The following is a 14,963-nucleotide window of genomic DNA, read 5'->3' as shown; positions in this document are numbered from 1 at the left end:
ACCTAACTAGTCATTATCCTCTTCTTCATATACGACTCTTATGCCACTCTCATCAGCAATAATACCAGCTTTTATAACTTCTGATATTTCTTCTGATAAACTAGCATCTTGAGCAATTACAGATGCAGAGAACATTTCTTTCTTTTCAGGCTTATCATCTTTATCCGTTTCTTCCTTATCTTTATTAAAATAGATAATCTGCTTCCAAGTTCTTTTTAGTTTATCTGCAAAAATAACTACCAAGTCACCTTCTTGAGCCATAGCTAAAGCAGCATCTACAGCCTCTTTTTCACTTTCTATAGTTTCTATATTATTTGCAGAAACTCCAGAATTGATTAAAGATTCTTTAAGAATTCTTGGTACTTCATCAGGTGCTCTACCTCTTAGAGTGTCATCTCTCTTACAGATAAAATAGTCATAATAAGGAGCTGCTGTTGCTGCTATTTCTATAATATCCTCATCTCTTCTATCACCTGGTGAAGCTAAAACACATATTTTCTTACCCGCAAATTCCATATTATCAATCATTTGGCTGACTAATTTTATTGCCGCAGGGTTATGCCCATAATCCATTAATACCTTAAACGGATGCTCTTCAAACCAATTCATACGACCAGGTGCTTGGTAGAATGATGTAACAAATGTTCTTAGACCATCTCTAACATCATCTAAGCTCATACCCATACTATATGAAATAGCTATAGCAAACATAGAGTTTTGAACGTTATGAATAGCCTTACCTTCCATCGTTGCTGGAATCAGGTGAGTCCATAACACAGGGATGTGAACATGATTATCAAAAATTGTAATCATATCGCCATTAACACCTTTTTCAATAATACAAGCTTTACCACCAGCTCTAATATGTTGTTTAACTAAAGCATGCTCAGGGTTCATAGTTACATAGAAAATATGTTTAGCTGTAACTTTTGCTGACATTTTCAATACATTAGGGTCATCAGCATTCAAAACTGCTACATCTTTAGCAGCTTGAACAACAATACTCTTAACTTTTGCTAGATCATCTAAAGTATTTACACCTTTTAATCCTAAATGATCAGATGAGATATTTAGACAAGCACCTACATTACAATAGTCATAACCCATACCACTTCTAAGTAAACCACCTCTAGCAGTTTCTAAAATAGCCATTTCTACAGATGGATCTTTTAAAACCATCTGAGCTGATGCTGGACCTGTAGTATCGCCAGATACTGTAAGCTTACCATTTATATAAACACCATCAGTAGTTGTCAGACCAACAACTTTACCAGCATTTTTCCACATATGAGCAACCATACGTGATGTTGTAGTTTTACCATTAGTCCCTGTAATTGCAGCAATTGGAATTCTTGCATTACCAAACTCTTTTGGAATAAGCATATCGATAACCGCACCAGCAACATCTCTTGGCTTACCTTCACTTGGAGCCACGTGCATTCTAAAGCCTGGTGCTGCATTACACTCACAAATAGCACCTCCAATATCATGATAAGATTGCGAGATATCATCAATAAGAAAATCTACACCACCAACATCAAGACCTAAAGCTTTAATGGCTCTTTCTGCCATATCTTTATTATCTGGATGTACTATATCTGTCACATCTATTGCTGTTCCTCCAGTAGATAAATTTGCTGTAGATCTTAAGTAAAAAACTTGACCATCTTCTAAGATTGTATTTTCGTCATATCCTGCAGCATTAAGTAATGTTTTTGCTTGGTAGTCAAGTTCAAGTTTTGTTAGAACTTTTTCATGCCCAACACCTCTGCGAGGATCTTCATTAACAATATCTACAAGCTCAGCAATTGTATGTTTCCCATCACCTACAACATGGCCAGGAACTCTTTTAGCAACAGCTATTAACTTACCATCTACTACTAGCATTCTATGATCAAAACCAGTCGCAAACTGCTCAAGCAGAACGTAGCGAGAAACCTTATTAGCTTCGACAAATGCTTCTTTGATTTCTTCCATAGTATTTAGGTTTATAGAAATACCTCTACCATGATTACCATCTAATGGTTTAACAACTAATGGAAAGCCTAAGATTTTAGCTGCACGTAAAGCTCCTTCTTCGGAAGTAACCATTCTTTGCTTTGGCATAGGAAGTCCTAAACCACTTAATATTGTGTTTGTTTGCTCTTTGTCACAAGATAGATCAACAGCAATACTTGTTGTCTTACCAGTAATTGTTGCTCTAATTCTTTGCTGATATTTACCATAGCCAAACTGAACAAGAGAATGATCATTTAACCTAATATATGGAATATCTCTTTTTTTAGCAGCTTCTACTAGAGATCCAGTACTTGGACCGAATTCCTTACTTTGTGCGAACTTTATAAATCTGATTTTTTCATATTCAAAATCAAAGTTATCATCACTGTAGCCAACCTCTTTCTTAAGATACTCAGGCAATAAAGAAAGCAATAGATCTCTAGCCAACTCCATTGCTCTTAGACCTACGTCTCTTTGCTTATATTCATAAACCATATTATACTGACCAACTTCTCCAGTAGATCGTGTACGACCAAAAGTTACATCACTACCAGCTACACTTTGAAGTTCTAATATAACATGCTCCCAGATATGTCCCATCCAAGTGCCATCATCTTCTCTAAGTCTACGTACAAAGCCTCCATGCTCTCTATAAGAACACCCATGCTCTTGGATTCCAGGTAAACTTTCTACAAGCCCATTGATAAAATCTTCACCTATTTTAGCCGAAGGCCACTCTTCTAATACACCAAGATCAATCTCATGTCTTATAACAGGGAAATTTGCATAAATATTAGGACCAACATACACATTAGTAGCCAGTATCTTCATTCAGTTCTCCTTAGAGTTCAATATTACACATCAATACTATATACTTCATAATACATAAAAATTTTTTCCAAAAATAGTTAGATTTTTATAAAACTTTAAATATTAAGGGTAACTTAATGAAATATGATTTTGGATTTATCGCCATCGGTGATGAAATAACTGATGGCGATATAACTAACACTAACTCCGGTGTATTTGCAAAGCATCTTGTAGCTAAAGATTTTAATATTGGATTTCATATTAGTTGTAAGGATGACTCACAAGATATTATATCTAGTTTAGACTTTCTAAAAACTGAGCATAAAAATATTATTACCATAGGTGGTTTAGGACCAACTGAGGATGATTTAACAACACAAACAATAGCTAGTTTTTTTAATGAGGACCTTTTACTACATCAAGAATCATGGCAAAAACTTGAAAAAAGAATGCTTGAAAAATATGGCAAAATTACCCTAGGTACGCAAAAGCAAGCGACCTTCCCTAAATCTGCCGAGATTCTATTAAATGAAAACGGTACAGCAAATGGGTTTAAGCTAAAGTTTGACACTGATAGGTATATATATGTATTTCCAGGTCCTCCTAGAGAATGTATCCCTATGCTTGAAAAGCTTAATCTAACAAACAACAAACATGATAAAAAAATTATTCGTAAAATATGGAATGTACATAATATTGGCGAGAGCTTTCTAGCTGAAAAACTACAAACTATAAAAAATGAATATTCTTTTGTAACTTTTAAATACAGAATCACCGACTCATTTGTAGAGCTAAAATACTTCTATCCACAGGGATGTCCGTATAGTAGTAGCATAATAAATAAAGTAGAAGAAATATTAAAAGATTATCTAGATTAAGTTCAATTGCTGCTTCTTATCTATAAACATTGCATCTACTCCCCAAGATAAAAGATTTTTAACTTGCTCATCAGTACGTACTGAATATACGAAGATCTTACCAAATTTTTTCTTAATGTAAGCTACTCTTTCTTGATCTAAACACTCATTGTTTACTATTAATGCAATATAGTTATTTTTCACGAATACTTTATAAAGATCAGTACTTAAATACTCAAAATCCTTTTCCCAGTTAGAGACTTCAAAAAGTTTACCTTTTTTATAAAGATGATCTTCAGCTAAATTACTCATAACAACATCTGAAAAACTTGAAATTAGTATTTTATCTTTTTGTTGTGGATACTCTTTCAAAAGATTTAGAGTATTACAAACTAGTTTAGCTTTGTATTCATCACATGGGTTTGTAACCTTAAACTCCAAATTAGTAAAAACATCGTTCTGACTAGCCCACTCAAGATACTCTCTAAGAGTAAGTACTCTAGATTTTTGCCCATTTTTAGGGTGGCTAAGCTCTAATTCCTGTAACTCTGAGATTGTCATTTCCGTAACATTTTCTGTACAACTTGAGAACCTCTCAGGTGTTTTATCATGAAATAGAAATGGTTCACCATCAACGCTTAATTGAACATCTGTTTCAAACCAACTAAAGCCATATTCTTTAGCATCTTTAAAAGATTCTATTGTATTTTCAATAAAATCTATATTATTCCCACGATGAGAAATAAATTTATCAACTTTCATAAATTTTCATATAATGTAGTAACAATCGCGATTATACATCAAAGATAATAATTTCATAAAAGCTTTTTTATCCAAAACATTTGTTTTTTTAAAAAATGTTTATCATGCTATACTTTTAATAATTGAGATATTTTGTTTTTGTAATTAATGGTTGGTAATCCTCATATTGATAAAAAGTTAGCATCGTTATTATTACATCGCAAACTTATAACCAGACAGCAGCTTGAAGAAATTAGTTTAGATGTCTCTTTAGCTAAAGAAGGATTTCTAAACTACATTATTGAGAATGAATTTGTTAGTAGCAAAGATTTCATGATTCAGTCTGCGACCTTATTGCGTCTACAGTATATTGATCTAACAGCTATTAGCATAAAATTTATTCCTCAAAAATTCTTTGATATTGATTTTTGTAGAAAAAATCTTTGTTTACCTTTATATACTAAAAAAAATACTGTCTATGTAGCTATTGCTAATCCTATAGAAAGCCAACAAATACTAAAAAAACTTCGTAACAAGTATGATTGCCCTTTCGTAGCTATTGTTGGAGAGCTTAACCTCATAAAAGAAAAAGTTGAAGAATATGAGCAGTTTCTAAAAGATGAAGGTCAAAAAGAAGATGACTCCAAACTTAATGCTCAAATGGAGGATGCTGATCTTGATATTGACTTTGTTGAAGAAGGTGAAAGAGAAGGCGATGCGATAATTGGTAGCGGTGAAGATGAAGAAGCACCTATTATTAGATTTATCAATAATACAATTGTTGATGCTATTCAAAAAGGAGCTTCAGATATTCACTTTGAACCATATGAAAAAAACTTTAGAATACGCTACAGAATAGATGGTCTTCTAATTGAAACATTTAATACAACTAAAAATCTTGGACCTAAAGTAGTTTCTAGACTTAAGATTATGTCTAGTTTAGATATTGCAGAGAAAAGGATTCCTCAAGATGGTAAGTTCAAAATTTCTCTATCACGCGAAAAAGCAATCGACTTCCGTGTTAGTACATGCCCTATTAGTTTTGGTGAAAAAGTTGTACTACGTATTATTGATGCGAGTTCTACTCAAATACCAATTGAACAACTCGGTTTCTCTGAGCATCAAAAACAAACTTACTTAAAATATATCCAACAACCTCAAGGCATGGTACTTGTAACAGGTCCAACAGGTTCCGGTAAAACAGTAACATTATATACAGGTATAAATATCCTAAATAAACCTGAAAAAAACATATCTACCGCAGAAGATCCTGTTGAACTTGTTGTAAAAGGTATTAATCAGGTTAACGTAAATAATAAACAAGGATTAACCTTCGCAGCTGCCTTAAAGTCATTCTTACGTCAAGATCCAGATATAATCATGGTTGGTGAGATTAGGGATATTGAAACTGGCTCAATTGCAATTAAAGCCTCACAAACAGGTCACTTAGTTATGTCAACACTACATACAAACAGTGCTCCAGAAACTCTAAATAGACTTGTTGATATGGGATTACCAAGATATAACATTGCAACATCTGTTACATTAATTATAGCTCAGCGACTTACCCGTAAACTTTGTCCTAAATGTAAGTTAAAAGATACAGAAACAGAGTTTTCACTACTTGTTGAAGATAGTGGTCTAAACGAAGACATTATAAAAAAATGTTTTGAAACATCATATGAAAAGGTAAAAAATGCAACTATATATAAACCTAATCCGAAAGGCTGTCCTAGATGTTTTAAAGGTTATAAAGGAAGACTTGGTTTATACGAGGTAATGCCCGTCTCTAGAGAAATATCAAGAATGATTTTAGAAGATAAAAATACGATGGAGATTGCCAAACAAGCTCAAAAAGAAGGTGTTGCTACAGTTCGACAATCTGCTCTTGTAAGAGTAGCTCAAGGCTTGACATCAATGGAAGAAGCATATCGTGTAAGTTAAAGGAAAAATATAATTATGCTATTTGGTAAAAAAAATAAAGAAACGATTACTATAATATCCTGGAAGTATAAGGCTAAACTTAAAAACGGTAAAACCACAAAGGGAGAAATAGATGCCGATACAAAGGAAAAAGCTGAAATACAGCTAAGACAAAAAGGCTATTCTAATATAAAAGTTAAAAAAATGCCGAAAGATCTTTTACCTAAAAAGATTTCTTATCAAGATATTACAGATATGACTCGACAGCTTGCAACAATGACAAAAGCAGGCATCCCAATAATTAAGTCATTTGAAGTTTTTATAATGGGCGTTAAAAAACACACTAAGCTAAAAGTTTTAGCATTACAGTTAAAACAATCTATAGAAGGTGGTGAATCTCTTTCAGTAGCCCTGTCACACTTCCCAAAAATATTTGATAAATTATATATAGGTTTGATAACTGCTGGTGAAGAGTCAGGAAACCTAGATCTGATGCTTAATAAAATTGCCGAGCAAAGAGAAGCTTTACAAAGCATAAAGAAAAAAGTAAAAAAAGCCCTATCCTACCCTATTATAGTGTGTATAATTGCTGCTGGTGTAACAGGTATATTATTAACTTTTGCTGTACCTGCCTTCTCTGCAATGTTTATTAACTCAGGAAAACCTCTTCCAGCAATTACTCAAATAACAGTAAATGCATCGAATTTTATGCAAGAATCTTGGTGGAAGATTATTTTATTTATCTTTATTGCTGTAACGATATTTAAATCTTTAAAATTTAAATATCCTAAGATCCAGATTGCGCAAGATCACTTTATGCTTAAGATACCAATTATTGGTGAAGTAATCTTTAAATCTGCTTTAGCAAGATTTGCAAGTACATTAGAGATTACAGTACAGTCTGGTATGAGCCTAACAAGAGCTCTTGATATGGTAGCTTTAGCAACAGGTAATGCTAAATATGATCAAGCGGCAGTTGATATTAAAAAGAGTATTAGTGAGGGTGCTTCATTTAAAGAAGCAATCGTAGAGACAGGTAAATTCCCATTCTTAGTAGAGCAAATGGTAGCTGTTGGTGAAGAGTCAGGAGCCCTAGAAACAATGCTTGGAAACTTAAATAGAGTTTATCAAGAAGAGGTTGATACTCTTGTAGGAAGCTTAAGTTCTATGCTAGAGCCTATAATTATGATAGTTCTTGGTGGTGTAGTAGGTTTCTTAGTTGTAAGTATGTATATGCCTATGTTCCAAATGGGTGATGCTATATAACAAATTTCTTTATATTATAAAATTTATCTCAGTTTATTTATTTTTTAGTCAGATATATAGTTTCACTATATGAAATAAATTATATTTTTATAATAGAATATTTAAAATAATATATAGAAATAATCTCTCTAGAACTTTGCATTACCTGGTGTACGAGGGAAAGGAATAAGCTCACGGATATTTGGCACACCTGTTATATATCCTAATAATCTTTCAAAACCTAGACCAAAGCCGCTATGAGGGATAGTACCATAGCGACGTAAGTCACGATACCAGCCAAGAGTACTAGCATCAATATTCATTTCTTCTATACGCTTATCTAAAACTTCTAAACGCTCTTCACGTTGGCTTCCACCAATGATCTCACCAATACCAGGCACAAGAACATCCATAGCTGCAACAGTCTTACCATCATCATTTAAGCGCATATAGAACGCTTTAATATCTTTTGGATAGTTCATAATCACAACAGGAGCATTAAAATGTTTTTCACATAGGAACCTTTCATGTTCAGATTGCAAATCAACACCCCACTCTACAGGATATTCAAATTTTTGACCAGACTGTTTTAAAATATCTATTGCATCTGTATATTCAACTCTCACAAAACCTTTTGAAACAACACTCTCAAGCTTTTCTAATAAGCCTTTCTGTACAAACTGATTAAAGAAGTTTAAATCATCTTTACAATTGTTCATCACTGTTTGAATAACAGATTTAAGCATTTCTTCTGCTAAATTAGCATCATCATTTAAATCAGCAAAAGCTATTTCCGGCTCTATCATCCAGAACTCTGCTAGATGTCTACTAGTATTTGAATTTTCAGCTCTAAATGTAGGACCAAAAGTATAAACTTTTGACAAAGAGCAGCAATAGCTCTCAACATTTAACTGTCCTGATACTGTTAAGAAAGTTTCTCTACCAAAGAAATCTTCTTTAAAATCAACTTTACCTTGATCATTAAGGGGAGGATTAAGGCTATCAAGTGTTGATACTCTAAAAAGTTCGCCTGCTCCTTCACAGTCATTAGAAGTTAGAATAGGCGTGTTAACCCAAAGAAATCCTCTATCACACATAAAGTTGTGGATAGCATTAGCTAGTTGATTTCTAATTCTTGCTACAGCTCCGATAATATTTGTTCTAGTACGAAGATGAGCTACTTCACGTAAATGCTCCATTGTATGACGCTTAGGTGATACAGGATATGTTTCAGGGCTTTCAACCCAACCATAAACCTCAACTTTTTGGGCTTGAATTTCAACACTTTGGCCTTTACCTTGCGATGCTATTAGCTCACCAGTAATTGCGACAGAGCAATCTTTCGTTAATTTTAAAACTTCTTCAGAGTAATTATCAACTGAACTTGGCACAATTGCTTGTATAGGATCAAAACAAGAACCATCATGAACAGCTACAAAAGAAAATCCAGCCTTTGAATCTCTACGGCTACGAACCCAGCCTTTTACGGTTACTGTTTGTCCAATTAAATTAGGTGAATTAAATAAATCTTTATTAGAATAGTATTGTGACATTTAATTTTAAATAAATTATTTACAAGTGGACAAATTATATAACAAGCTTATATTTTTTTACATAGTTTCACATTAGATAAGAATGAATAAAATAAATTTAAATTATGTAAGGAGTACTAGAAAAGAAAATTATGGAAAAATATTAGTTCTGTTTTAAAGGTGCTGAAACACTAGCCTCAACACGTTGATTACGAGCATCAGATTTGCTTATACCAGGAATAGTACTAGTATAACCAAAACCTTTAGTTATTATTTTGCTGCTATCTAATCCTAATTCTTTCATATAGTTAGAAACAGCTTCTGCTCTCTTCTTAGAAAGTTTTTTATTATATAGTTCAAATTCTTGACCAGTTTGACCTTGAGAAGCATACCCTTTAATAGTTACAGAAGCAATATTTTTGTTTTTCATATATTTAACAAAAGATGAAATAGCTTCTTTACCTCTTGAATTTAAAGCAGTACTATCATAAGCAAACTTAGTATCTAAATAGACAGTAACATCATCACCATTTACAGTATAGCATGCAACTCCATCTTTAGTTAGATTAAAGTTACCTTCACATTGTTTGATACCTTGTGGAAGCTCATATTTAGATTCATCAATTGTTGGCATAACTGCTGCAGTAGTTTCTGCTGCTGTTTTAGCACCATTATCCTGAATATTAGCAGTATCATTATTTGGATTAGCTTTGCCACCAAAGAACCATGTTAAACCAGCACCTATTACGTTAGTACCTGCTCTGCCATTTTCACCAGAAACATTAGGAGCCATTGTTTGAATATATCTATAGTCAACACTTGCTTGAACATCTCTTGATAGCTCAAACTTAAGACCACCACCAGCATCCCACGCACCAGTTGCTTTTCCAGCTAGATTACCCCAACCAGCACCAGCTGCAGCATATGGTGTAAACATTGTACTATTACTAAAGTTAACAACACCTTCACCTAGTCCAGCAAAATCTCTACCTACTAACTGGAAGTATTGAACTGCAAAATATTTATTTATATTATAACCAAGAGTAAAGTTAGCAGCTGCACCTGAAGGTGAATTCGGAGTTCCTGCAAGACCACTAGCACCAACACCTAAGTACCACTGACCTGTTCTATCTTGTGGTCCCCATGTATTATTCTCATTAGTTAAAGAGCTATAAGTATTAGCAAAAGGTTTGATGAAAGAATTTGACTCAAAGCTGCTGTTTGAAGCAGCTGTTGCAGTGCTAGTATCTGTTGTTGTAGCTGCATTATCAGTGCTAGCGGCAAAAGACATCGTAGCCGTACCTAATAGCACAGATGTAGTCATAATAATTTTTCTTAGTTTCATCAAAAAACTCCTTTAAACTTGTTTTAATATTTATAATATTGAAATACGCGACTTCTGTATATTACATTATTAACAAGTTTTTTCAAGTTTTTTTTAAAGCAATTTTAAGAAACTAGCTTATGGTACTTTTCCAAGAGTTGTTCTTGAGTTTCTACTCTTTCAGGATCAGTAATTATACATCTAATAGGGCAGACTTTAGTACATTGAGATTCAGAGAAATGACCCACACATTCTGTACATTTGTCAGGATCAATTTCATAATATTCTTCTCCTTGAAATATAGCTTCATTAGGACACTCTGGCTCGCAAATATCACAGTTTATACAATCATCGGTAATTAATAAAGCCATAACCTTACCCTTTATTGCTATATTTTGCTTTTATTTCTCGAAATACACACTCAGGAACAAATTCATCAACACGCGTGTAGTTATGAACCGCTACTGCTCTAACTAAAGTTGAAGATATACATGAGAATTTTTCACTTGGCGTAAAAAATATTGTTTGGATATCACTATTTAGTTTATGGTTCATACTTGACATCTGATATTCATAATCAAAATCTGAAACCGCCCTTAGACCTCTAACAATAGCACATGCATTATGTTTGACTGCTGTATCTACAAGCAATCCCTCAAAACTAACCACTTTGACTCTTTGATTATCATTAAAAACTTCTTTGATCATTTGCTCTCTATGTTCTAAATCAAAAAGAGTATTTTTACCATACGCTGTTGAAACTGCTACAACTATTTCATCAAACACATTTAAAGCTCTATCAACTAGATCAATATGACCATTTGTTATAGGATCAAAAGTTCCAGGATAAATAGCTATCTTATTCATAATATAATTTAAAACAACCCTAGCTCTAGTTTTGCCTCTTCAGTCATTAGCTCTGAATTCCACGGTGGATCAAAAACCATAACTACATCAACTTTATCAACATTTGGTAACATTGCTACACGTCTTTCAACATCAGTCATAAGAACTGGACCCATACCACAACCAGGAGCTGTTAGAGTCATATCTATAATAACATGAAAATTACCATTCTCTAATTTTCTAGTAACAACATTATAAATCAAACCAAGATCAACAATATTAACAGGTATCTCTGGATCATATACAGTTTTCATTTGATCCCAAATAGCATCCATATTTATAGGATCTCCTGGTTTAATGTTATATCCTTCAACAGGATATTTAACTATTTGCTTACCTATAGCATCAGCGTCCTTACCATCTAAATGAAGTAAATTACCATTTACATTTAGTGTAAAACTACCACCCTTGTCTTGGGTTACTAAAGCTTCTTGTCCTGGCATAAGCTCAATTTCATTTCCAAAAGGTACAGCAATAGCTTTAACTTGCCTTCTAATTATAGTTACATCTGTTGTTTTCATTTAAAATATTCCCTAAACTGTAAAACTCTCACCGCATCCACAACGCGCTGATTCATTTGGATTAGTATACTCTAGTTTATACAAACCAAAATCATGCTTAACATAATCAATCTTTAGACCATTTAAGAAGTCCATAGATTTATTAGATACAAAAAACCTCAAACCATGTTGGTCAACTTCTGTTGTATTATCAGGCTGTTTTGCTACAAAATCAATATCATAAGCCAAACCTGAACAGCCCATAATTTTTGTACCCACATATATCCCTATATTTGCAGAACCTTTAGCCAAATGCTTTTCAAAGTGTTTAGCTGCAGCTTGAGTAACTTCTAAAATACTATTATTAGGATCAAAAACTTCAACCATAAACTTAATCCTCTAAAATTATTATTGTTTATTTTAATTGAGATATTACTTTTTTCAATGCTTTAATAAATAAGTCAACCTCTTCAAAAGTATTATACATCCCAAAAGACATACGAACTGTTGCTGTTACACCCATTCTATAAAGTAATGGATGAGCACAATGTTTTCCAGTTCTTACACACATACCTTTAATGGCTAAAAGCTCGCCAATATCTCCAGCATTACACCCATCTACCACAAATGTAACAACACCAGCTTTATGTTGAGCCTCGCCAATTATTCTTAGTCCATCTATTTTTTTTAACTGTTCAGTTGCATATTTTAAAAGGTCTTGCTCATAACTAGCAATATTATCTATACCAACTGAATTAACATAATCTATAGCTTGTCCAAAACCTATTGTTCCAACAATATCAGGAGTTCCAGCTTCAAATTTATATGGAGGTAAAGCAAATGTTGTTTTATCAATTGTCACATCATCAACCATATCACCTCCATAATTATAAGGTGGTAGTTTTTTTAATAAATCATATTTACCATACAAAACCCCAACTCCAGTTGGACCATATAATTTATGACTTGAAAAAACAAAAAAATCACAATTTAAATCTTGAACATCAACTTTAGAGTGGATAACTGCTTGAGCTCCATCAACAACAGTTAATATCTTTGGATTTATTTTTTTAACTTCTTGTATAATCTCTTTAATAGGATTAATTGTTCCGAGTACATTTGAACACAGGGTTATAGCTAATACCTTAGTTTTTTCAGTCACTAGAGATAATAGATTTTTTACATCTAATTCACCATTATCATTAACTTTTGCAACTTTAAAATCTAGACTTTTATCTTCACACAGCATTTGCCAAGGTACAAAGTTAGCATGATGCTCCATTTCTGTAACTATAATTTCATCACCAGCAGAGACCATAGATTTACCAATAGAGCTTGCTAAAAGATTAATTGCTTCTGTTGTACCTTTGGTTATAACAACCTCTTCCGATGATTTAGCATTAATAAATTGTTGCACTTTTAGGCGTACATTTTCATATTTATCACTAGCTTCTTGGCTAAGTGAATAAACGCCCCTATGAACATTTGCATAATTAAATTTATAAGCTTCAGCAACAGCATCTATAACAGCTTGTGGTTTTTGTGCTGATGCTCCTGTATCAAAAAAAACAACGGGTTTTTCATTAATAGTTTGCTTGAGAAATGGAAAATCATTTCTAACTTTTTTTACATCATACATACTTTAGATTGCCTATTTAATAATAAATCACCTAAATTATACTAAAATAGTATAATTTTACTAGTGGTATAAATTTTTAGTTAAGATAAAAGAAATAGAGTTTGAAATTATTTACTAACAAACTGGAACATTAGTTGCTAAGCCACCTAAAGAAGTTTCTTTATATTTGCTACACATATCTAAACCTGTTTCATACATTACCTTGATAACATAATCTAGACCAACAAAACGCTTCTCTCCACTATCTAAATATGCCAACTTAGCAGCATTTATAGCTTGAACAGCCCCCATAGCATTACGTTCAATACATGGAATCTGCACCAACCCGCCTATAGGGTCACAAGTCAAACCAAGGTTATGCTCCATACCTATTTCAGCTGCTGATTCGATAGAATCAAGGTCTCCACCAAGTAAAGCACAATACCCCGCAGCAGCCATAGAACAAGCAACACCAACTTCTCCCTGACATCCTACCTCTGCAGCAGATATTGAAGCTCCTGACTTATAAAGAACTCCTATAGCTGCACATACTAGAAGATACTTATTTATTACTTCTTTAAGCTCGCTTTCATTAATAATTTCATGAGTTTGCAAGTAATATTTAAGCACTGCTGGAATTATACCAGCAGCACCATTTGTTGGGGCTGTCACAACTCTTTCACCACAGGCATTCTGCTCATTAACAGCAATTGCAAAAGCATTTAGATAGTTAAAATCTGTATTTTCTATATTGTGCTCTTTTAATTTTTTAATCATACTAGGGGCTCTTTTTCTTACTTTAAGCCCTCCTGGTAAAGTAGTCTCAGCACAAGTTAAGCCTTTTTCAATTGATGTATCCATCACATGCCAAATCTCAGCTAACTTTTTAAGAGAATCTTGTTCTCCATAAGCTACCTTTTCATTCTCAAACATTATTTGATCAATTGTTTTATTATCTCTTTGACAAAGCTCTCTTAATTCAGCCATACTTCTAAACTTATATGGCTTATTACAAGGTACTTCTGTAGGAACCTCATCTTTCTTAATTTGTTTTTTATCAACGATAAAACCACCACCTATTGAAAAGTATTCTTTTTCACAAAGCAATGTTTCTCCATTAAATAAAGAAAATCTCATTCCATTAGCATGTTCTGGTAAAAACTCATCATAATGAAAAACTAAATCTTTATCATAATCAAAATCAATTTTAAACTCTTGATTAAGATTTAGTTTTTTTTGAGTAATACAATCATCATATAGTTTTTTTGCTAATTCAATATCTACAGACTCTGGTAAAAAGCCCATTACACCTAAAACAACAGCATAATCAGTTTTATGTCCTTTACCTGTTAATGCTAATGAACCAAACAAATCAATTTTAATTTGTGTAGTACTAGGTAATTTATCTTTGTACAGATTAACAAAGTCACAGCCAGCTCGCATTGGTCCAATAGTATGTGATGAAGAAGGACCGACTCCTATAGAAAAAAGTTCAAAAGTACTTTCCAT

The 14,963-nt window shown here is 33.0% G+C and carries 13 protein-coding genes; 3 read left to right on the top strand and 10 right to left on the bottom strand.

Going from position 1 to position 14,963, the window contains the following annotated elements:
- Positions 1-6: 6 nt before the first annotated feature.
- Complete coding sequence (cphA, locus tag FIP56_RS04175) at positions 7-2,829, bottom strand: cyanophycin synthetase (protein WP_192577699.1); 2,823 nt, start codon at positions 2,827-2,829, stop codon at positions 7-9.
- Positions 2,830-2,945: 116 nt separating this feature from the next.
- Between cphA and FIP56_RS04170 the strand changes: the two genes are divergently transcribed.
- Positions 2,946-3,686: a competence/damage-inducible protein A gene (locus tag FIP56_RS04170; protein ID WP_192577698.1), complete on the top strand. Its 741-nt coding sequence runs from the start codon at positions 2,946-2,948 to the stop codon at positions 3,684-3,686.
- On the opposite strand, the gene FIP56_RS04165 is transcribed toward FIP56_RS04170, so the two are convergent.
- Complete coding sequence (locus FIP56_RS04165; protein WP_192577697.1) at positions 3,678-4,427, bottom strand: glycerophosphodiester phosphodiesterase family protein; 750 nt, start codon at positions 4,425-4,427, stop codon at positions 3,678-3,680. The genes FIP56_RS04170 and FIP56_RS04165 overlap by 9 nt on opposite strands.
- 147 nt (positions 4,428-4,574) lie before the next feature.
- Here FIP56_RS04165 and pilB point away from each other — a divergent pair, with 147 nt between their 5' ends.
- Together pilB and FIP56_RS04155 are read left to right on the top strand one after the other, a co-directional pair.
- Positions 4,575-6,350, top strand: coding sequence for a type IV-A pilus assembly ATPase PilB (pilB, locus tag FIP56_RS04160; RefSeq protein ID WP_192577696.1), 1,776 nt, complete (start codon positions 4,575-4,577; stop codon positions 6,348-6,350).
- 15 nt (positions 6,351-6,365) lie between these two features.
- The gene (locus FIP56_RS04155; RefSeq protein ID WP_192577695.1) at positions 6,366-7,595 is read left to right on the top strand and encodes a type II secretion system F family protein; all 1,230 of its coding nucleotides are present in this window, start codon (positions 6,366-6,368) and stop codon (positions 7,593-7,595) included.
- 128 nt (positions 7,596-7,723) lie between these two features.
- Here the strand turns inward: FIP56_RS04155 and asnS are convergent, their stop codons facing one another.
- The 8 genes from asnS to FIP56_RS04115 form a co-directional block, all read right to left on the bottom strand.
- Positions 7,724-9,127: an asparagine--tRNA ligase gene (asnS, locus tag FIP56_RS04150; RefSeq protein WP_192577694.1), complete on the bottom strand. Its 1,404-nt coding sequence runs from the start codon at positions 9,125-9,127 to the stop codon at positions 7,724-7,726.
- Between the two features lie 142 nt (positions 9,128-9,269).
- Positions 9,270-10,451 (bottom strand): OmpA family protein, encoded by a 1,182-nt coding sequence (locus FIP56_RS04145; protein ID WP_192577693.1) that lies wholly within the window; start codon positions 10,449-10,451, stop codon positions 9,270-9,272.
- Between the two features lie 104 nt (positions 10,452-10,555).
- Positions 10,556-10,801, bottom strand: a complete 246-nt coding sequence (locus tag FIP56_RS04140; protein WP_192577692.1) for a YfhL family 4Fe-4S dicluster ferredoxin — start codon at positions 10,799-10,801, stop codon at positions 10,556-10,558.
- Between the two features lie 4 nt (positions 10,802-10,805).
- Positions 10,806-11,297: a pantetheine-phosphate adenylyltransferase gene (coaD, locus tag FIP56_RS04135; RefSeq protein WP_192577691.1), complete on the bottom strand. Its 492-nt coding sequence runs from the start codon at positions 11,295-11,297 to the stop codon at positions 10,806-10,808.
- A gap of 8 nt (positions 11,298-11,305) precedes the next feature.
- Positions 11,306-11,857, bottom strand: coding sequence for a putative Fe-S cluster assembly protein SufT (gene sufT / locus FIP56_RS04130; RefSeq protein WP_192577690.1), 552 nt, complete (start codon positions 11,855-11,857; stop codon positions 11,306-11,308).
- Positions 11,858-11,869: 12 nt separating this feature from the next.
- Entirely contained in the window at positions 11,870-12,223 is a 354-nt protein-coding gene (locus FIP56_RS04125) for an iron-sulfur cluster assembly accessory protein (RefSeq protein ID WP_192577689.1), read from the bottom strand.
- A 28-nt stretch (positions 12,224-12,251) separates the two neighbouring features.
- Positions 12,252-13,475 carry a SufS family cysteine desulfurase gene (locus FIP56_RS04120; RefSeq protein WP_192577688.1) on the bottom strand — a complete coding sequence of 408 codons (1,224 nt, stop codon included), beginning with the start codon at positions 13,473-13,475 and terminating at the stop codon, positions 12,252-12,254.
- Between the two features lie 114 nt (positions 13,476-13,589).
- A complete protein-coding gene (locus tag FIP56_RS04115) occupies positions 13,590-14,963 on the bottom strand; it encodes an L-serine ammonia-lyase (protein ID WP_192577687.1) in 1,374 nt (457 codons plus the stop codon).

The organism is Francisella sp. LA112445, assembly GCF_012224145.1.
In the GTDB taxonomy this organism is placed as follows: Bacteria; Pseudomonadota; Gammaproteobacteria; order Francisellales; family Francisellaceae; genus Francisella.
Note: the sequence above shows the minus strand (reverse complement) of the source record. Positions and strands in the feature narration are given on the sequence as shown.